Annotated in this window: 16 protein-coding genes, 1 tRNA gene and 2 pseudogenes; 5 read left to right on the forward strand and 14 right to left on the reverse strand. The window is 37.5% G+C overall.

Annotation, left to right across the window (positions count from 1 at the left end):
* Positions 1-45: 45 nt before the first annotated feature.
* The 10 genes and pseudogenes from vioA to AAC852_RS07480 all read right to left on the reverse strand — a co-directional run bounded on the left by vioA (position 46) and on the right by AAC852_RS07480 (position 11515).
* Positions 46-1136 (reverse strand): annotated as a pseudogene (vioA, locus tag AAC852_RS07435) (dTDP-4-amino-4,6-dideoxy-D-glucose aminotransferase VioA).
* Positions 1133-1564, reverse strand: a complete 432-nt coding sequence (locus tag AAC852_RS07440; protein WP_340620485.1) for a glycosyltransferase — start codon at positions 1562-1564, stop codon at positions 1133-1135. The pseudogene vioA and the gene AAC852_RS07440 overlap by 4 nt, the downstream one beginning before the upstream one ends.
* A 1-nt stretch (position 1565) precedes the next feature.
* On the reverse strand, positions 1566-2261 hold the full coding sequence (locus tag AAC852_RS07445) for a glycosyltransferase (protein WP_340620486.1): 696 nt from the start codon (positions 2259-2261) through the stop codon (positions 1566-1568).
* 288 nt (positions 2262-2549) lie between these two features.
* Positions 2550-3383 (reverse strand): oligosaccharide flippase family protein, encoded by an 834-nt coding sequence (locus AAC852_RS07450; protein WP_340620487.1) that lies wholly within the window; start codon positions 3381-3383, stop codon positions 2550-2552.
* Between the two features lie 764 nt (positions 3384-4147).
* Positions 4148-5164 (reverse strand): murein tripeptide/oligopeptide ABC transporter ATP binding protein OppF, encoded by a 1017-nt coding sequence (gene oppF, locus AAC852_RS07455; RefSeq protein WP_340620488.1) that lies wholly within the window; start codon positions 5162-5164, stop codon positions 4148-4150.
* Positions 5161-6168: an ABC transporter ATP-binding protein gene (gene oppD / locus AAC852_RS07460; protein ID WP_340620489.1), complete on the reverse strand. Its 1008-nt coding sequence runs from the start codon at positions 6166-6168 to the stop codon at positions 5161-5163. The genes oppF and oppD overlap by 4 nt, the downstream gene beginning before the upstream one ends.
* Before the next feature lie 9 nt (positions 6169-6177).
* Complete coding sequence (gene oppC / locus AAC852_RS07465) at positions 6178-7086, reverse strand: oligopeptide ABC transporter permease OppC (RefSeq protein ID WP_047684711.1); 909 nt, start codon at positions 7084-7086, stop codon at positions 6178-6180.
* A gap of 14 nt (positions 7087-7100) precedes the next feature.
* Complete coding sequence (oppB, locus tag AAC852_RS07470) at positions 7101-8021, reverse strand: oligopeptide ABC transporter permease OppB (RefSeq protein WP_340620490.1); 921 nt, start codon at positions 8019-8021, stop codon at positions 7101-7103.
* An 83-nt stretch (positions 8022-8104) separates the two neighbouring features.
* The gene (gene oppA, locus AAC852_RS07475) at positions 8105-9745 is read right to left on the reverse strand and encodes an oligopeptide ABC transporter substrate-binding protein OppA (RefSeq protein WP_340620491.1); all 1641 of its coding nucleotides are present in this window, start codon (positions 9743-9745) and stop codon (positions 8105-8107) included.
* 129 nt (positions 9746-9874) lie between these two features.
* Positions 9875-11515, reverse strand: coding sequence for an ABC transporter substrate-binding protein (locus AAC852_RS07480; protein ID WP_340620492.1), 1641 nt, complete (start codon positions 11513-11515; stop codon positions 9875-9877).
* 1089 nt (positions 11516-12604) lie between these two features.
* Between AAC852_RS07480 and AAC852_RS07485 the strand changes: the two are divergent.
* A pseudogene (locus AAC852_RS07485) lies at positions 12605-13544 on the forward strand (iron-containing alcohol dehydrogenase); the annotation flags it as partial.
* 114 nt (positions 13545-13658) lie between these two features.
* On the opposite strand, the gene AAC852_RS07490 reads toward AAC852_RS07485, so the two are convergent.
* The gene (locus AAC852_RS07490) at positions 13659-14264 is read right to left on the reverse strand and encodes a thymidine kinase (protein ID WP_340620493.1); all 606 of its coding nucleotides are present in this window, start codon (positions 14262-14264) and stop codon (positions 13659-13661) included.
* Between the two features lie 646 nt (positions 14265-14910).
* Here AAC852_RS07490 and hns point away from each other — a divergent pair.
* Positions 14911-15312 carry a histone-like nucleoid-structuring protein H-NS gene (hns, locus tag AAC852_RS07495; protein ID WP_340620494.1) on the forward strand — a complete coding sequence of 134 codons (402 nt, stop codon included), beginning with the start codon at positions 14911-14913 and terminating at the stop codon, positions 15310-15312.
* A 253-nt stretch (positions 15313-15565) separates the two neighbouring features.
* On the opposite strand, the gene AAC852_RS07500 is transcribed toward hns, so the two are convergent.
* The 3 genes from AAC852_RS07500 to galU are packed head-to-tail and all read right to left on the reverse strand — an operon-like array spanning position 15566 to position 18870.
* The gene (locus tag AAC852_RS07500; RefSeq protein ID WP_340620495.1) at positions 15566-16576 is read right to left on the reverse strand and encodes an NAD-dependent epimerase; all 1011 of its coding nucleotides are present in this window, start codon (positions 16574-16576) and stop codon (positions 15566-15568) included.
* Positions 16577-16584: 8 nt separating this feature from the next.
* On the reverse strand, positions 16585-17928 hold the full coding sequence (locus tag AAC852_RS07505) for a UDP-glucose dehydrogenase family protein (RefSeq protein ID WP_340620496.1): 1344 nt from the start codon (positions 17926-17928) through the stop codon (positions 16585-16587).
* 24 nt (positions 17929-17952) lie between these two features.
* On the reverse strand, positions 17953-18870 hold the full coding sequence (galU, locus tag AAC852_RS07510; RefSeq protein WP_340620497.1) for a UTP--glucose-1-phosphate uridylyltransferase GalU: 918 nt from the start codon (positions 18868-18870) through the stop codon (positions 17953-17955).
* A 472-nt stretch (positions 18871-19342) separates the two neighbouring features.
* Between galU and AAC852_RS07515 the strand changes: the two genes are divergently transcribed.
* The 3 genes from AAC852_RS07515 (at position 19343) to AAC852_RS07525 (ending at position 21000) form a co-directional block, all read left to right on the forward strand.
* Positions 19343-19804 carry a YchJ family protein gene (locus tag AAC852_RS07515; protein ID WP_340620498.1) on the forward strand — a complete coding sequence of 154 codons (462 nt, stop codon included), beginning with the start codon at positions 19343-19345 and terminating at the stop codon, positions 19802-19804.
* A gap of 69 nt (positions 19805-19873) precedes the next feature.
* Complete coding sequence (gene purU / locus AAC852_RS07520; RefSeq protein WP_038270172.1) at positions 19874-20722, forward strand: formyltetrahydrofolate deformylase; 849 nt, start codon at positions 19874-19876, stop codon at positions 20720-20722.
* Between the two features lie 193 nt (positions 20723-20915).
* A tRNA-Tyr gene (locus tag AAC852_RS07525) sits at positions 20916-21000 on the forward strand.
* The last annotated feature ends 332 nt before the right edge of the window (positions 21001-21332 follow it).

Consider the following 21332-nt stretch of genomic DNA (forward strand, 5'->3'; position numbering starts at 1 on the left):
AACCATTTAATATATAACCTAAGAGAGCGTTTTTTCTATATATATTTATCTGAGATATAGTCTTATTTTTTTCTGATTAATTTCTTCTAAATCAGAATAAATCGGCAAGCATAATACTTTATTGGAAATACTTCTAGCATTTGGCAAATCTTTTGACAGAGTTAATCCTCTGTACATCGGCATATCACTTATTAGAGGATAAAAGTACTTTCTAGATAAGATCTTGTTTTCTTTTAATTTAGAATACAATTCATCTCTTGATATAGGATAATCTTCTCCTATTAATATAGGGAAATATGAAAAGTTTTTTGTTGAATGTTCAGATAATCTTGGGATAATAATTCCTCTAACTTTTTTTAATTCTCTCCTATAATGAGCATCAATTTTTTGTCTTTTAATTATTCTTTCTTTAACATATTTTAATTGTAATAACCCCAATACAGCATTTACTTCGCTCATTTTTCCGTTAATACCTAAAGTTGCAACAGTGGCTTCATCTAAAAAACCGAAATTTTTTAGATAGTCAATACGTTTTTTGTGTTAAAATCAGAACAAATTATTGCTCCACCTTCAAATGTATTGAATATTTTTGTGGCATGAAAACTTAGGATTGATAAATCACCGTAGTTTAATAAACTTTCACCTTTATAATCAATATTGAATGCATGTGCTGCGTCATATATGATTTTTATCCCATATATATCTGCTATTTCTTGTATTTCTTCGACATTACAAGGATTTCCATAACAATGAACGGGCATTATAGCTGTTGTTCGTGAGGTTATAGCTTGTGCAATTTTTTTAGGATCTAAATTGAATGTTTCTGGGTCTATATCTACAAATACAGGTGTTAAATTATTCCAAATAATAGAATGTGCAGTTGCAACAAAAGAATATGGAGTTGTAATAACTTCTCCGCTAATCTTAAGAGTTTGTAGGGCTATAACGAGTGCTATAGTAGCATTAGTGAATAATGATATATATTTGACACCAAGATATTCACATAGTTTTTTCTCTAACTGTTGGTGAAATGGTCCATTATTTGTTAACCATTTATTTTCCCATATTTTTTCAAGATATGGAATAAGTTCCTCAAGCGGTGGTAAATCGGGTTGAGTTACAGGTATTTTTTTCATTTTATTCCTAATATATTCATTAAACTAACGTTAATTTTATGGCAATCATATTTTTTTCTAGCAATAGAATAACTTTCCAAACCCATTTTCTCTATTTGATCAGGGTTTTCTATGAAAAAAATCATTTTTTCAGCTAAGGCTTCTGCAGACCATGGGGGAATTAAAAAACCATTTTTCCCTTCATAAACAGTTTCTTTACATCCAGGAACATTAGTAGTAATTATAGGGCGACCAGTGGCCATGGCCTCCTGAGTACTTCTTGGTAAGCCTTCTCTATAAGATGGTAATACAAAAATATCACTGTTACTCAGCCATTCATTCACATTTGTTACAAATCCACGGTAATTTATTATTTCTGTTTTCTTTAACTCCTCTAACTGTTCGGGTTTTATTCCACCTGGATTTTCTGGATCTATTGCTCCTAACACATTAAAAATGATTTGAGGATGTTTTCTTTTTTACTATTTTTGCTGCTGAAATATATTCGAAAATACCTTTCTCTTTCAAAAGTCGAGCAATAAAAATAAAAGATATGCCTTTGTTTTTTCTAGGAGGAGTATAAGGATACTCATTTAAATCCAGACCTATTCCACCCAAGATAAAAGTCTTAACACTGATATTATTACTTTTTATTAAATCTATTTCATCATCTTTGTTTAAGAGAATTAATCCATTTATCTTAGGAAAAATTATCTTAAATAGATATATTTGTATTTTTCTTAAAAAGAATTTTTTCCATTCCTTCCCCTCTTTTTGTGAAGTAAAGCAATATCCTAACCCTTCTAGCATAGCAAATATTTTAGGTGTTTTAGCTAACTTGGCAGCCCATGAACCATATATAGATGGCTTTGAAAAATAAGATAACACTATATCTGGTTTAATATCCTTAATTATTCTTAATAACTTTATAGTATTATTTATATCCGAAAAAGGGTTTAATCCCGAACGACTTAATTTATAATCAATAGGTATAGCACCTAGTTTTCTGATCTCACCTTTCTGTTTTTTATTATAGTCTATAGAAAAACAAAATACTTCATGATTAGATTCTGACATTTTTTTTATTAGTGTCCCCCTGAAATTAATCATTGATTCTGCTGTTGTTCCTATAAGCATTATTTTCATTTGATACCTTATTCAATCTTGTTTTTAGGATGAGATTTGAGTAAAAGCATAAATGCTCTATGTGCTCTGCTCAGGAATTTCATAGCATGTTTACCTGAACGCTAACGATTCTTTTTGATCCCAGTTATAATTGAACATTATATGAGGAAAATAGCATGGATCACTGAAGCTAATTTGGGGATATATCCATTTCACTATGACTAAATATAGACTTATTCATTTTTTTAAAAATAAGGATATTCATTATTAAACACTAAATGCCTAAAAGTGAAATTGATAAAAAAAACACTAATCTATAAAAATCATTACAATTGACGCAGATAAAACACCCATAGAATAATAACCAAAATCTTCTAACTGTAAGATATGACTTAATATAAATTTGTCCGATTGAGTCATTAACACCCACACACCCGATATAAAAGCGATTCCTATAGAAAATTTAAATACAGGTATTGAATTATATAAAAATTTCTTATCTAATCTTATATTTGTTTTATTGTAAGGAGTATAGTATCTAGAAAATAGATAAAATAACATATATTCAATAATTGCAACTATTATTTGATAGATAAAATAAACTATTAATAAATTATTGAAATATGATAATATTAATATGGAGATTGGGAATTTCAGAGTAATTACAAATACATTAATAATATTAAAAGGTATTTGTTTTTCTAAACCTACTAATGTACTTTTCCATGGCCCGCATAGCCAACGTAACGATATAATACAAAAAATTGATATTAAAGACACGTTTAGTGTATCGTAGGATAGGTTGGATATTAGCCAGTTATGAATTATATAGTTAGAACTAAAATATCCTGAGAGAAATACTACAATCGAAATAACAAAAAAAATGTAGAAACAAACTCTTTGTATTTGCCGAAAAAATATTGCATGATTACTGCTGTTCTTTGATATAGCAGCTTCTCTTGATATAGTTGTCGATATTCCCATATCGAGCAATTGCATCCAACTTTGCAACATTGTAAAGAATGCAATAAGTCCATAACCTTCAGAACCTAGTCTGCTGAGATAAAATGGAACTATAATAATTCCAGATATTGCTAAATAAAATTGACCAATATAATTTGCGATGACATTTTTCTTTATCATTTATTAATTACCATATTATATAGTTTTCCTATTGTTAAATACATTTTTATATGTCATCAGAACTCATTTTTTCTATATACAGAAGATTCAAGCAACCAAGCAACTTAAATTACATATTATTAAATTTACCCAAAGCTACCGCACCAGGTTGTAGTTCCCAGGCTGCCTAATAAATTTCATACATTGATCAATTAGATTAATACAAATAATGATTTTGATATGATCGATTAATAAGTGTAGACAGCATTCTGTACTTAACCTGCTGATTTTAAGAAAATGTGATCTTTAACATGTTTTGAACATTTTTTGTTCTGATGGGATTGGCAGCAATATCCAACTTTAACTAATTAATTTTGTTTAATAAAAATTAAGATATTCAGCGCCGAGTCTATATTTAAATGTTTTGTTACACTAACGTGACTCATCACAATAGAGATACTATTCTCACTGCAATACCAAGTAGATTGCATGATGAAAATATTTTTCAATCAGAAATTAAACTGGAATCTGCAAAACTGTTTCTTGATATTGCTGATTAATCTGCTAACTCGATGAGTTTTGTTAAAGAGGCTATGAAAGCAGCCTATGATCTGGCGAATATCACCAATCAAAATGCTGCATCAGGGCACGGATGTCCAAGTGATCTCTTTTCATACACAACCACTTTTTTCATCCATAAAGAAGCCCTCACAATGAGGGCCTTGAATAAATATTAGTGACAGCATCATATAATCGATTCACTTATCACAATGCCTATTTTCTTGCTATAACGGATCAACCTTAAGACAAGAAACCGCATGTTTAAAGCTACCTTCCAGTAATGGGCGCGTTCTGGCACATTCTGCATCAGCCATCGGGCAACGGGTGCGGAATACACATCCAGATGGAGGGTTAATCGGTGAAGGGAGTTCCCCTTCCAATAATTCAATGTGTTTGTTACGTTCTTTATCTGGATCAGGAATAGGTACTGCTGACATCAATGCGCGGGTATATGGATGCAGAGGATTGTGATAAACCTCGTCGTAAGTCCCCAGTTCCACTGCGTTTCCCAAATACATGACCAATACTCGATCTGAGATATGTTTTACTATTGAGAGATCATGAGCGATAAAGATCAAGGAAAGCCCCATCTCCCGTTGTATTTCCTGCAATAAGTTTACAACCTGCGCCTGAATGGAAACATCCAATGCGGAAACGGGTTCATCACAGATGATCAGTTTAGGCTCCAGAATCAGGGCACGGGCAATGCCGATACGCTGACATTGACCACCTGAAAATTCGTGGGGATAGCGGTTAATCAGGTTAGGCAATAAACCAACCTTCATCATCATCTTTTTAACCTTTTCTTTTACCTCCGCATCTTTCATTTTGGGGTAATAAGTTTTTAATGGTTCGGCGATGATGTCACCAATCGTCATACGTGGGTTAAGGGATGCCAGCGGATCCTGAAAAATCATCTGGATGTCATGACGAATATCCCTCCACTGTTTTTCATTGATATCAAAAAGGTTTTGGCCAAGCCAAGTCACCGAACCACCAGAAGCTTTGACTAAGCCAATAACCGCTCTGGCAAGGGTTGATTTACCGCAGCCTGATTCACCTACAACTCCCAACGTTTCTCCTTCGTATAGTCTCAAGGTAACGCCATCTACGGCTTTCAATGTTTTCGCAGATTGCCAGAACCACTGCTTGCCATCTTTGATATCAAAATAAACTTTTAGATCGTCAACTTCCAGGAGAACTCTTTTTTCAGTTATTGTGTTTGTACTAACTGTATTCATGCTAATTCCTCCTGACGTCTGAAGCAGGCACGTAAGCGCCCAAGGTCAAACTGTTCCAATGGCGGTTCTTCGCTCACACAATGTTCAGTAGCAAACTGACAACGTGGCTGGAATGGACAACCTTTTGGCAAACGCAGTAAGTTTGGCGGATTGCCCTGAATTGTTGTCAGAGATTCTTCATCACCATCCAGTCGGGGAACGGCATTAAGCAATCCAATCGAATAAGGATGTGTCGGACGATAAAATACGTCGCGGGCAGTCCCATATTCCATAGTTCTGCCCGCATACATAACCAACACTTTGTCACAAATACCGGCAACGACGCCCAAGTCATGGGTGATTATAATGATAGCGGTGTTAAATTCTTTTTTCAGTTCGTTAAGTAAAGTCATAATCTGCGCCTGAACGGTGACGTCCAGCGCAGTAGTAGGTTCATCCGCAATCAGTAACTTAGGCTGACACAATAGCGCCATTGCTATCATGACACGCTGACGCATTCCACCAGAAAATTCATGCGGGAACATTTTCATGCGCTTACGCGCTTCTGGCATTTTAACGGCATCCAACATTCGAATAGATTCTTCGACAGCTTCACTCTTGCTCATATTTTTATGCAGCATTAGCACTTCGGTCAGTTGATCACCGACCCGCATATAAGGATTGAGAGATGTCATAGGATCCTGGAAGATCATTGAGATTTCTTCCGCTCTCATCTTATTCAACTCTTTTTCTTGCAGGTTAAGAATTTCGCGCCCGTTAAAAACCGCGGATCCACTGACAGCACCATTACTGGCCAGCAATCCCATTAAGGCAAATGCTGTCTGAGATTTACCGGAACCTGATTCCCCCACAATGCCCAGAGTTTCTCCTGCCTGCAGATCAAAATTCAGTTTATTCACTGCTGTTACGTTGCCATCAGGCGTACTGAATACCACGTTTAAATCATTCACCGTTAATAGTGGTTCAGCGCTTTTAGCATGTTTTATCGTTTTTACGCTATTCATAGGCTCTCCTTAACGGTCTTTCGGGTCGAGGGCATCTCGCAGGCCGTCGCCAATAAAGTTAAAACAAAACAGGGTCATTACCAGAAAGCCCGCAGGAAATAAGAGTAACCACGGAGCCACTTCCATTGAGTTAGCACCATCACTTAATAAGGCTCCCCAACTACTTAGGGGTTCTTGCGTTCCCAATCCAAGGAAACTCAGGAAAGATTCAAACAGGATCATACTTGGCACCAGCAATGAAGCATAAACTACCACCACACCCAGTACGTTTGGCACAATATGGCGTAAAACGATGTGACGGGTAGATACACCACAGACTAATGCAGCTTCAATGAATTCCTTACGCTTAAGGCTCAATGTCTGCCCCCTGACGATACGTGCCATGTCCAACCATGACACCATACCTATCGCAACAAAAATCAGCAGGATATTTTGCCCAAAGAAAGTCACTAACAGGATGACGAAGAACATAAATGGGAAGGAGTTGAGAATTTCCAGTAAACGCATCATGACCATATCGACTTTGCCACCAAGATAACCTGACATTGCGCCATATAATGTGCCGAATATCACAGCAATCAAAGCAGCCGCGATACCGACCATTAATGAAATGCGTCCGCCGATGGCAACACGAACTAATAGATCACGACCGGATGAATCTGTACCAAAATAGTGGTGCGATTCGAAATCAGGTGGCATGGTCATCATGTTCCAGTCAGTATCGTCATAGGCATACTGAGATAGCATGGGTGCCAGAATGACAAACAAAGTAATTAAAAATAGGATACATAAACTTGTAATTGCTGCTTTATTGTGCATAAAACGGCGGCGTGCATCCTGCCACAAACTGCGGCCTTCAATTTCCAGTTGCTCAGAGAAATTTTCCAGAGCTTCGCTATTTTTCTTGTTTAGTAACATTGCGTGCTCCAGTGTTAGTAACGGATTTTCGGATCGATGACGGCATACAACACATCAACGATAGCATTGAACATAATGGTCAACCCACCCACCAAAATCGTCAGGCTCAATACTAATGAGTAGTCACGGTTTAAAGCACCATTAACGAATAATTGCCCCAGACCGGGTAAACCAAAGATAGTTTCAATAACCATTGAACCAGTAATAATGCCCACAAAAGCTGGTCCCATATAAGAAATCACTGGCAATAAGGCGGGTTTCAACGCATGGCGGAAAATAATTGTTCGTAATGGCAGCCCCTTGGCTCTTGCTGTTCGGATAAAGTTGGAATGCAAAACTTCAATCATAGAACCACGAGTAATACGGGAAATACTGGCAATATAAGAAAGAGATAACGCAACCATCGGCAACAGCATATATTTGGGTGCTCCACCATTCCAACCGCCTCCCGGCAGCCACTTTAATGTAATGGCAAATATCAGAACCAATAAAGGGGCCACTACGAAACTCGGGATAACAACCCCTGTCATAGCAAACCCCATTACCGTATAATCCCATTTAGTATTCTGATTCAGCGCAGCAATAACCCCCGCACTGACACCAAATATAACGGCCATAATAAAAGCAGCGGCACCTAACTTAGCAGAAACGGGCAACGCTTCTGCCACCAAATCATTTACGCTGTAGTCCTTATACTTGAATGAAGGGCCAAAGTCCCCTTTGGAGAGTTGGATTAAGTAATTAACATATTGTTTATAGATAGGATCATTCAAATGGTATTTTGCTTCGATATTCGCCATCACCTCAGGTGGAAGTTTTCTTTCCCCGGTAAATGGGCTACCCGGAGCAAGCCGCATCATGAAGAACGAAATCGTGATGAGAATGAAAAGTGTCGGGATCGCCTCTAAGCAGCGGCGTAAAATAAATTTAAGCATTGCCCATTCCTATTAGCTGACCAAACCTTGGTCTTAATTATCTGATACACAGGCAGCTCATTACTTAAGCTACCTGCGGATTCCTAATGTTTTATGATGTACATGTCCTTGGTATGGAAGTTATCCAGCGGATCTTTGCCGGTGTAACCACCTACATAAGGTTTTAATAAACGGGTATTTGTATAGTAAAAGAGAGGAACCACTGCAGAATCTTTATCCAATTGCGCATTAGCCTTAGCATAGATTTCGGCTCGCTCTTCATCCGTTTTAGCTTGCAATGACTGCTTCATTAAGGCATCAAATTCTTTGCTCTTATAATGAGAAGTATTGTTACTACTATTGGATAACATAGGGTTCAAGAAGGTAGAGGCTTCGTTATAGTCAGCACACCATCCGGCTCTGGCGACGTCATAATTGCCCTGATGACGGGAATCAAGGAAGGTTTTCCATTCCTGGTTTTCAAGAGAAACTTCAACACCGATATTCTTTTTCCAAACAGATGCGGCTGCAATGGCTAATTTTTTATGTAGATCGGAAGTGTTATACAATAATTTAATTTTCAGTGGGTTATCTTTGGTAAATCCAGCTTCTGCTAGTAGCTTCTTCGCTTCTTCGTTACGCTGCTGTTGATTTAGCTTAGTGTACCAATCTGGTTTTTCATCTTTAAAATTAGCGATATAAGGTGGCGTATAACCATAAGCGGGTATATCACCCTGATTTTTCACCTTATTGGTCATAAGATCGCGATCCATACCTAATTTTAGCGCGGTACGAACTCGAGGATCATTAAATGGCGGCTTCTCATTATTAATCTCGTAGTAGTAGGTGCACAATTTTGGGTTAGCACGCAATTGTTCAGGGATCTCTTTTTTCAGTTTTTGGAATAACTCAACGGGTAAATTGTCATAACTCATCTCAATTTCGCCAGCACGATAACGATTGACATCAGTGACTTCAGAAGAGATAGGTAAAACGGTGACTTGATCAATGATTGTATTTTTATTATCCCAATACATTGGATTACGTTCTAAAACAAGGCGCTCATTAATCACCCAACTTTTCACTTTATAAGCACCGTTACCAACAAAATGCTGTGGCTGTGTCCATCTTTCACCGTATTTTTCAACAGTCGCACGATGCACTGGTGATGTTGATGTGTGAACCATTAATCGGACTAAATAAGGTACAGGCTCGCTGAGTGTTAATTGTAATGTATGGTCATCTATTGCTTTAACACCCAATGTTTCCGGTTTTTTCTTACCCTTGATGATATCATCAACATTCAGAAGATGAGCATATTGCATGTAACTTGCATAAGGGGATGCCGTGTTTGGATCAGTCGCTCGACGCCAACTGTAAACAAAATCTTGCGCCGTGAAAGGATCACCATTTGACCATTTCGCATCTTTACGCAGGTGGAATGTCCAGACTGTGAAATCCGGGTTATGTTCCCAGCTCTCAGCAACACCCGGAATAATTTTGCCATCAGGCTCATTAATCACCAGTGTTTCAAATAAATCACGAGCAATATTTGATTCTGGTACACCTTCGATTTTATGGGGATCCAATGATTGTGGTTCAGTGCCATTATTGCGTACCAGAGTTTGTTTTTCTGCCAGTTGTACACCCGCAGGAACTTTTGCAGCAAATGCCTGTACCCCGATCATCATGCTTAATGCTACTGTAATGCCAGCAGCAATCTTATTTTTTGTTATGTTTATCATATTCTTATTACTCCTATTGATTCATCAGGCTCTTATAAAAGCCACCCTATTTTCAGGGCTCATTATTTTCTCATTTCAAAAGAAACCGTTTTATTTACATTTACAGTAATGGAATTCCTGTAATAACAATCAGTTATCTATTTTCTTGATATATAAGTTCTTAAGATCAACGTAATCTAAAGGATCTTTTCCTGTCATTCCTCCGACCGTTGGGCGAATCAGGCGTATAGAAACCCTGTAATAGACAGGAATCAAGCCCGAATCAGCATCAAGCTGAGCTTCTGCCAACTGGTAAAATTCCTTGCGTGTTTTTTCGTCTTTAGCTGTCAGGGCCTGCTTAAGATAATTATCAAAGGCCTCATTCTGGTAAAACGCCGTATTATTACTGCTGTCCGACAATAGGTAATTTAAGAAGGATGAAGGCTCGTTGTAATCGCCACACCATGTAGCTCTCGCCACATCATAATTTCCCTGGTGGCGATTTTGCAGTGAAGTTTTCCATTCCTGATTTTGCAATGTGACTTTTGCACCAATGTTTTTCTGCCACATGGACGCCGCGGCAATAGCTTGTTGTTTGTTCTGCTCTGAGGTGTTATAGAGCAAGGTAAATTTGAGTGGATTACTGGCATCAAAGCCGGCTTCTTTTAATAACTCTTTTGCCCGTTGATTACGTTGTTCTTGTGTCCAATTCGCCCAATCTGGATTAATCGTAAGACCGCTACCAATAAAAGTAGGTGTAAAACCGTATGCCGGAATTTGCCCCTGTCCCATAATCCTTTGAGTGATAATATCTCTGTCAAGACTCAGCTTAATGGCTTCACGTACTCGTTTATCTTTAAATAATGGTTTTTGGTTATTAATTTCGTAATAAAACGTACATAGATAAGGTGAAATTTGCACTTGCTCAGGAATATCCCGTTTCATTTTTTGATACAGTTCTGGTGGAATAGCATTGTTGGTAATATCTACTTCCCCACTACGGTAACGGTTAACATCACTGATACCAGAGACGATAGGTAAGAAAGTGCCTTTTTCGATAATGGACTCTTTATCATTCCAATATTGTGAATTACGCGTTAAAACAATACGTTCATTAATGACCCAATCTTTTAATGTGTAAGCCCCATTACCGATAAAATTCTCTGGTAACGTCCACTTAATACCAAATTTTTCCACAATATCTTGCCGGATGGGTTTCAGTGGTGTATGGCTCAACATATTAATAAGGTAAGGAACAGGACGGCTTAATGTCACTTGAAAACGGCGCTCATCAAGCGCTTTAACACCCAGTTGATCAGGCGATTTTTTTCCTTTTAAGATCTCATCTGCGTTCAATACATAGGTATATTGCAAGTAACTGGTATAAGGCGATCCTACTTTTGGATCAGAAAGACGACGCCAGCTATAAACAAAATCCTGTGCCATAACTGGTTTACCATCACTCCACTTGGCATTGTCACGTAAATAAAATGTCCACACCTGATAATCATCAGTTTCCCATTTTTCTGCGACTCCCGGCACAATTTCACTGTTTGGCCCGGTACTTACTAATCCTTCAAGTAAATTACGAATAATGTTGGTTTCCGGGACACCTTCAACTTTATGAGGATCTAGTGATGTAACCTCAACACCATTATTAACCGTGATTTCTTGCTTCTCTGCCAACACTACCCCTGCGGGAACCTGCGCAGCAATACCTTGCGTCATAGGAAACGATAATAAAACGATAGAGGAAATCAACTGACTCAACTTTGACAGTGTTTTTTTCATTATTCTTCTCCAAGTGATAAACAGTGAATTACCCATTTTTTAATCTAGCAACCCCGACAATTCTTTTATTAAATAAGAACAATTTATATGTTTGGCATTCAATCTATACAAGGTTTGTTATGATATTTTTTATAATATGTTTATTAAGCCGTTAAAGTAATTATTTATTCTTACATAGAACACGTCCATTGAAATAACAATAACATACTGATAAAAAAGATTTTTTATTTATCTTTATCTATCAGATCACTAAAGTATCCAATAAAAAAGAAAATAAACATTATTTTAACAAAATGCAATCATCTCAGATTAAAAGCCCATCTTCATCACAAAATGGTGAAACAAGACACCAATAATGGCCTGCTATAGCAAGCAATATGGTGTGGAAAAAAACAGTATTTTTCAGGGAGGAAAGGCAAATTATCAAATAAGATATAAAAAATAAGTTCTTAACCAGATACGAAAATGCTTTTATCGACTAGCTATACTCTTTATTGGTTGTCCATTAATTATTTTTCACTTATTTCTTCTAAAAAAATATTATCAAAAATTATTTAACAAAATATTCCATAAAAATTAAATAAATATTTAAAAACAATCCTAATAATTTTTTGATATCGAATAATAAAACCTATCTGTTGAATGGTGTCAGCTTGCTGCTTTCATGATCTAAATCACTATTTAAAAACCAGTCAATGATAAGCTGTACTTAAATAGAAACTCTCAGAAAAAATACAGACTTAACTCTCATTCATATGAATTTATACAGTTTTTTTAAGGTGATTAGCGGTATTCATAACAGCGTTTTTACTGATAAAGCTCACCAACATAAATTTGACTTTTGACCACATATTCCGTGTTGCTGCTGATGCCCGCATTCTTTTGGCAAAATTAGCTGTATCTGAATCAGGAATGGGAATAATCGAAGACAAAGTGATCAAAAATCACTTCGCTTCTGAGTATATTTATAATGCCTATAAGGATGATAAAACCTGTGGGGTTTTATCCGAAGATGACACCTTTGGAACAATCACTATAGCTGAACCTATTGGGCTTATTTGCGGCATCATCCCGACAACTAATCCGATTGAAGATCTGGCATTACGTTTTATGGATATCCGTAAGCACATTTATAAGTTCCCGAAAATGGGGAGTAAAGCAAAAATGGTAGCCATCACAACGAGTTCTGGGACAGGCTCAGAAGTCACACCTTTTGCCGTTGTGACTGATGACATCACAGGACAAAAATATCCATTAGCAGACTATGCACTAACTCCCGATATGGCTATCGTTGATGCAAATCTTGTCATGGATATGCCAAAATCACTATGTGCTTTTGGTGGATTAGACGCCGTAACTCATGCGTTGGAAGCCTATGTTTCTGTTCTAGCCAATGAGTACTCGGATGGTCAGGGCACTACAAGCCCTGAAGCTGCTCAAAGATTTTCTGCCAGCCAGCTATCAACAGGGAGCACAAAATCCAGTTGCTCGCGAACGAGTTCATAATGCAGCAACTATTGCAGGGATCGCTTTTGCCAATGCTTTTTTAGGTGTTTGCCACTCTATGGCTCATAAGCTTGGCGCCGAATTCCATATTCCACATGGACTCGCGAATGCTCTGCTTATCTGTAACGTTATTCGCTATAACGCCAATAATAACCCAACCAAACAAACGGCGTTCAGCCAATATGATCGTCCCCAGGCAAGACGTCGTTATGCCGAAATTGCAGAACATCTGGGACTAAGTAGTGCTGGTGATCGCACTGCAACCAAAATTGAAAAGCTCCTTACATGGTTAGAAGAATTAAAATCTCAGCTAAATATTCCAACCTCAATTCGTGAAGCCGGAGTTCAGGAAAGCGAATTCTTGGCAAAAACAGATAAACTGGCGGAGGATGCCTTTGACGATCAATGTACCGGTGCCAATCCTCGTTATCCGTTAATTACTGAATTGAAGCAATTAATGTTGGATTCCTTTTATGGCCGTAACTTTATAGAGCCTGCCTTATCTAAGGAGGAAGAAAAATAATAAGAAATAATAATAAATGATAAATCAATGTGATTTAAAAGGCATCAGGTATAACCGATGCCTTTTTATTAATTCATTTGTTCTAACTTGATCATAATACTCATATAAAAGGCATTATGTCCGTTCAGCTTTTTTAGCCTTAGCATCACAAATGACATCAGAATAGTGCCTGCGACACACTGAGACATATTTTTCATTGCCTCCAATATCAACCTGCACACCATCATAAACAACATTGCCATCGCTGCCAAAACGCAGTACATGGCTGGCTTTTCTTCCACAATGACAAATCGTTTTCAGTTCAACTAATTTATCCGACCACGCGAGAAGATATTGGCTACCGCTAAATAATTCTCCCTGAAAATCTGTTCTTAAACCATAACAAAGAACAGGGATATCATCGTAATCAACAATTTCACAAAGCTGTTTGACGTGTTCTTTTGTTAAAAATTGGCATTCATCAATCAAAACACAATGAATCTTTTCTACTTTGTTTTCACGTCTGATAAGTTCAGCGATATTAGTTACCGGTGAAAACAACAAAGCATCTGCGGATAAACCAATACGGGAACTCACCTTCCCTTTTTCAAATCGGGTATCGATTTCTGCTGTAAAAATCAACGTCCTCATTCCTCTTTCGTTATAGTTATAAGAAGACTGTAATAAGGAAGTTGATTTTCCTGCATTCATAGCAGAATAATAAAAATAAAGCTGAGCCATTGGCCCGTCCATCCTCTTGTCAAATTTAACCAAGCAATATATCACCGCAAGTTTACCACAATCTCAACTTAAGGTTATCCTTTGTTATTGACCAAATGAGGTACAGGATAAAAAATCAGAACAAATATGAAATGAATAATTTCATGATAATCGTCACATTTGCGCATATAAAATCAGCACCACAAGTACTTATTGCATGACAAATGAACAAATTTAACATTAGAAAGAAATAGCTATTTTTTATTCCATTCTTTGCATATTAATAATCAAAGTGGTTTACTTTTGTGCAATTTACTCCACTATAATCATAACCAATAGATTACCCATAAAAAAAATTTCATTACTCCTTTGAACATCAACTTATTTTGGGATGAACAGTTAACATCTCTTACGGATTGACTATAAATTAGTTTTATATGTTCGAGTTTATCCCCACTCTGCTTTGAGTAATCTACGTCTAACCGTTATCGAGAAATGATAAATCCAATAGTAGAATTAAAACACAATATATCGATTATCAAAAAAATTGCATTTTAAAATGGGATGTTTTAGCCTGAGAAAGTAAATTCACTATTGCAGAAAATAAAATAGCACTCTATTATTATCCATACATCAGCCATCATCATTATAATTTGAGACCAGGACAATGAGCGAAAATTTAAAATCCTTAAATAACATCCGCACCTTGCGCGCACAAGCAAGAGAATGTGAACTTAGCACTTTAGAAGAAATGCTGGAAAAACTCACGATTGTTGTTGAAGAACGTCGTGACGAAGAAAGCCAAGCTCGTGCTCAAATAGAAGAACGTACACGTAAGCTTCAAGAATACCGTGAAATGTTAGAAAAAGACGGTATTGAATTAAGCGATTTAGTAGATGCTTTAAGTGGTAAAACTACGGGTAAATCTAAACGGGCTGCACGTCCAGCTAAATATTCATACGTTGACAATGGTGAAACTAAAACCTGGACTGGACAAGGCCGTACTCCAGCAGTAATCAAGAAAGCAATAGAAGAAGAAGGCAAGTCACTGGAAGATTTTCTGATCTAATCAGTTATTCTGCAAACTAATAACAAAAATACCCTTGATAGGGTATTTTTGTTTTATGGTTAATATATCTAACTAAGTTAATTACTGGCTGATGTACGAGCACCACGGGTTATATTAACGGTTTAAACTCCATTATTATTCCCCAACGTGAAAAAAAAACAATTTAACATCAACTTAGTTTTTTATTAACACAGAGTTAAAAAAGGAGCTATTAGCTCCTTTTTTTATTACTATTCTAATACTAAGTCTAATCTTAAGGCCGCTGGTAAAAATCCAAATACCAATCAACAAACTGTTTTACACCTTCTTTCACTGGTGTGTTGGGTGAGAAACCTATCTTCTCATAGAGCGCTCTAGAATCAGCACAAGTGGACAGTACATCACCATCCTGAATATCCATAAAGTTTTTCTTTGCCTTTATACCTAATGACGATTCAATCGCTTCAATAAAATCACCCAATTTTATCGGATGACCATTGCCAATATTGTAAATACGATATGGTGCAGAGCTGGCAGATATCTGCCCTTCTTCAACTGACCAATCTTTATCAGAGGCGGGAATAATGGCTTGTAATCTGATTATAGACTCGACAATATCATCAATATATGTGAAATCCCTCACCATATTACCATGATTATAAACATCGATACACTTACCCTCTAACATAGCTTTAGTAAACTTAAATAAGGCCATATCAGGACGCCCCCACGGGCCATATACTGTAAAAAACCGTAAACCTGTGGTCGGTAATTGATAAAGATGTGAGTAGCTGTGAGACATTAATTCATCAGCTTTTTTGGTAGCAGCATATAAAGAAACAGGATGATCAACCGAATCATCAGTAGAGAATGGCTGTTTTTTATTTAATCCATATACTGAACTTGAAGATGCATATAATAAATGTTCAACACGATTATGGCGACATCCTTCAAGAATATTGATATGACCAACGATATTGGCATCAATATATGCCATTGGGTTCTGTATTGAATAACGAACACCTGGCTGGGCCCCCAAATGGATAACACGTTGAAATTGGTGTTTAGAAAACAACTCCGAAATTGCAACTCTATCAGCCAGATCTAATTTTTCAAATTTAAACCCCGGATTAGGGAGTAATAAATTTAATCTTGCCTGCTTCAAATTAACATCATAATAATTATTGATGTTATCGATGCCGACAACTTCATACCCCATACTTAATAACCGCTGGCTAACATGAAAACCAATAAAACCAGCGGAACCTGTGACTAAAAATTTCATATCACAACTCAAATGACTGGATTAATAGAGGCACCACGACCAATGCCATAGTATGTAAATCCTCTGGATTGCAGACGTTCAGGATCATAAAGATTACGTCCATCAAAAATAACCGGAGTTTTAAGTGAATTTTTTATGACATCAAAATCAGGTGCCCTAAAATTTTGCCATTCTGTGCAGATAATCAAAGCATCTGCACCTTTTAATGCAGCTTCTTTTGTACCCATCAAGGCAAGATCATCCCGCTGTCCATAAATACGCTGAGCTTCCTGCATAGCTTCTGGATCATAAGCTTGTATTTTGGCACCACCTTCCCACAATTCTTCCATCAATACACGGCTTGATGCTTCTCGCATATCATCTGTATTAGGCTTAAATGATAAGCCCCATATCGCAAATGTCTTGCCAGATAGATCATCACCAAAGTGACACTTAACAAAAACAGGTAATTTTCTTTTTTGTTTTTCGTTAACCTGCTCTACCGCCTGTAAAATCTTAGGCGTATATCCGATTTGTTCAGAAGTGCGAATCAATGCCTGCACATCTTTGGGGAAACATGAACCGCCATATCCACATCCCGGATAAATAAAGTGATACCCAATACGTGAATCAGAACCAATGCCTTGACGCACATGTTCAATATCTGCCCCCAACATTTCTGCCAGGTTAGCAATTTCATTCATAAAACTAATTTTGGTTGCTAACATGCAATTAGCGGCATATTTTGTCAGCTCCGCACTGCGGATATCCATAACAATCATACGATCATGATTACGATTAAACGGTTCATACAGTTCTCTCATCACATCAATCACGCTATCGTTATCACAGCCAATGATAATGCGTTCAGGACGCATACAATCAGCAACTGCGGCTCCTTCTTTCAAAAACTCAGGATTGGAAACAACGTCATATGGAATATTAGCTCCACGTTCAGCCAAAGCTACTTGCATGACAGCTTTGACTTTATCCGCAGTTCCCACAGGAACCGTTGATTTATCAACCACCACTTTGTAGTTATCCATATTCTCTGCAATAGTCCGGGCTACAGCAGTGACATATTGTAAATCGGCAGAGCCATCTTCATCAGGAGGTGTTCCTACGGCGATAAACTGTAATTTGCCATGTGCGACGCCAGCCTTAGCATCCGTTGTAAAGCTCAGACGCCCTTCCGCATAATTTTTTTTAACCAAGGATTCCAGTCCTGGCTCAAAAATAGGGATCTGGCCATTTTTCAAGTTTTCAACTTTTCTTGTATCAACATCAACACAAAGTACATCATGCCCGACTTCGGCAAACACGGTTGCCTGGACTAAGCCAACGTAGCCAATACCAAATACAGTAACTTTCATTTCACATCCTAAATTACTAATAGATTATTTTTCAATCTGATGTTGCAAAGTCATAATCCAGTCTTTGAATGCTTCTCCCAACTGCTTATGCTTCATACCATATTCAACAAACGCCTGCATATAACCCAATTTGTTCCCACAATCATGACTGCGGCCTTTTAAGTGATACGCCTCAACTGGCTCTTTTTCCATCAGCATGGCAATGGCATCGGTAAGCTGAATTTCATCCCCGGCCCCTGGTGCTGTTTTTGCCAGTAATGGCCAGATTTTCTCAGATAATACATAGCGACCGACAATAGAAAGGTTTGAAGGGGCTTCTTCTGGTTTGGGCTTTTCAACAACACGGGCAATTGGTTTACTGTCACCTGGTTGCAGGTTTTCTCCAAAGCAATCAACGATTCCATAATCAGAGACATTCTCAACAGGAACCGGTTCAACCAGTATTTGACTTGTTCCACTATCGTTAAAACGTGATAACATCTCGCTCAAATTGTATTTCGATAAATCTGTACTGTACTCATCCAAAATGACATCCGGCAGAATAACAGCAAATGGTTCGTTCCCAATAAGTGGCTTAGCACATAGCACCGCATGTCCCAATCCTTTAGCGATCCCCTGACGGGTCTGCATGATCGTCACATGATTAGGACAAATCGACTGGATTTCGTCCAAGAGCTGACGCTTTACTCTTTTCTCAAGAATTGCCTCTAGCTCAAAGCTAGTATCAAAATGGTTTTCTATAGAGTTTTTGGATGAATGTGTAACCAGAATAATTTCATTAATGCCGGCTTTAATGCATTCATTGACAACGTATTGAATAAGTGGCTTATCAACCAGAGGCAGCATTTCTTTAGGAATAGCTTTAGTGGCTGGTAACATCCTGGTTCCCAAACCAGCAACAGGGATGACGGCTTTTTTTACTTTTTTGTTTATTACTGACATTACATAGTCTCCTGCGGCTATGTTATAACTGAAAAACTCCTTTTGCAGCTTAAACAATAGCACCAACTCTCTAAAAAATCGTATGTGTGAAAAATCGTATATGTGAAAAAAGTCACATACCTAAAAAAACATACCTAAAAAAATAGTGCGCCAGAGTATACCAGCTAACACAGCCAGATATACAGTGAATAAAAATTTAATTATGTTTTCCATACAACGGTATTTACATAACTGATATATACACTCTGAATGCACCGTTATATCAAATAGCTGTTAAATGAATTTTCTGAAACATAAAAAGCATTGATAATAGAGTACTCTCACTAAACATTGCAGCTACAGCCTGTATTCAGGTATTATTGATGGTAATATAATCAATCATAACTATTTATATGATTATATATTTTACGCTTACATACCTTTACAGTATCAGTCATATTAACAGCAACCTTTTTAATCAACCGGAGTTATTTTGACAAGAATATGTCACTGTGGCAGCGGCTCACCTTTCGCACATTGCTGCGGCCCTTATATTGATAATCACTACCCTGCTCCAGATGCCGAATGTCTAATGCGTTCCAGATATAGCGCTTATGTGACGAAGAATGTCGATTATCTGATTGCAACCTGGCATCCCGATTGTAAAGCAGAAACCTGGCGTTCAGAAATAGAACAAAGCTTTGTTGGTGTACAATGGCTAGGGTTGAATGTAATCAACACAAATAAAGGACAACATAATAACGAGGCCTACGTTGAATTTTCAGCTTGCTTTATTGAGCAGGAAAAGCAAGATAGGCAATTGATACATGAGCGTTCTCGTTTTTTGCGTATTGACCAACATTGGTTCTATATAGATGGTGTTCGCCCTGAAACAAGACGCTATGATCCTTGCCCATGTGGTTCGGGCAAAAAATATAAAAAATGCTGTAGTTAAATCAATATTTAAATATTTTAAACACAACCATTCACACACAGTGAAAAACATTTGAGGATCACGTTATCCATGCAAAACGCAATTATACAAAAAAAAATCTTGCGTACAATTTGTCCTGATTCCAAAGGATTAATCGCGAAGATCACAAATATTTGTTACAAGCATCAATTGAATATTGTACAAAATAGTGAGTTTGTCGATCATCTCACTGGCCGCTTTTTCATGCGTACAGAACTGGAAGGTATTTTTAATGATGAAATATTTCTGACCGATCTGGATGATGCTCTTCCGGTTGGCTCAAGTCGTGAATTGAATACAGCAGGTCGTCGTCGTATTGTCATCATGGTAACAAAAGAAGCCCACTGTATCGGTGATATATTAGTAAAAAGTGCTTATGAAGGATTGGATGTGGAAATAGCCGCTGTTATTGGCAACTATACCACCCTGCAACCATTGGTCGAGCAGTTTGATATTCCTTTCCATCATATCAGCCATGAAGGTTTAAGCCGGGAACAGCACGATGAAGCGTTAATGGCGCAGATAGATCAATATAACCCCGACTATGTTGTACTCGCCAAGTACATGCGTGTCTTAACACCAGCATTCGTTCAGCATTACCCAAATCAAATTATTAATATTCACCACTCATTCTTACCAGCATTTATAGGAGCCCGCCCTTATCACCAGGCTTATGAGCGTGGGGTCAAAATCATTGGAGCCACTGCACATTATGTCAATGATAACTTAGATGAAGGCCCTATTATCACTCAGGATGTAATTAACGTGGATCATAGTTATACTGCTGAAGAGATGATGCGAGCAGGACGAGATGTTGAGAAAAATGTGCTAAGTAAAGCATTGCACTCGGTTTTTTCTCAACGTGTGTTTGTGTATGGTAATCGCACTATTATTCTGTGATGGGCTAAGGGTATTTTTGTTAGATAATAGAGTGATTATTCTTGATAACAAAATACCCTTAATGGAATGATTTTTAGACGCAAAGTTTAAAAAAACACCGCTAGACATTTAATTTTCAAATAACTACTTTACAGCGGCGGCTGATTTGGTATTATGCCGTCCGCTGGCAACGACAGCGTACAATTCAAAATCTGGTGGGGTTCCCGAGCGGCCAAAGGGAGCAGACTGTAAATCTGCCGTCACAGACTTCGAAGGTTCGAATCCTTCCCCCACCACCATCTAGTTATCTCACACCTTAGCTTATCCCTGAACAAAAATTATTTATACTTGCTCAAAGCAAGGGCAAAGTCCTTCGACCAAAATTTGGACTGAGAATTGAACATAGCGAAGTGATATTACGCACAGCACGTTAGCTGGAAGGTGAAAAACGAGAAATGGTGCATCATCCTTCCCCCACCATATCTTAAGGTATATTCCATTATTTGCATTTACTGTTAAAGCTAACAGATATACTGCTTGGGGGAAGAACAATCTAGTTTACTCAATGAGCAAATGAATATCGTAAAATTAACTTAACGTGTTCACCGGACACCAATAGCGGAGCTCTGGA

It is taken from the genome of Xenorhabdus siamensis (assembly GCF_037996745.1).
GTDB classification, from domain to species: domain Bacteria; phylum Pseudomonadota; class Gammaproteobacteria; order Enterobacterales; family Enterobacteriaceae; genus Xenorhabdus; species Xenorhabdus indica.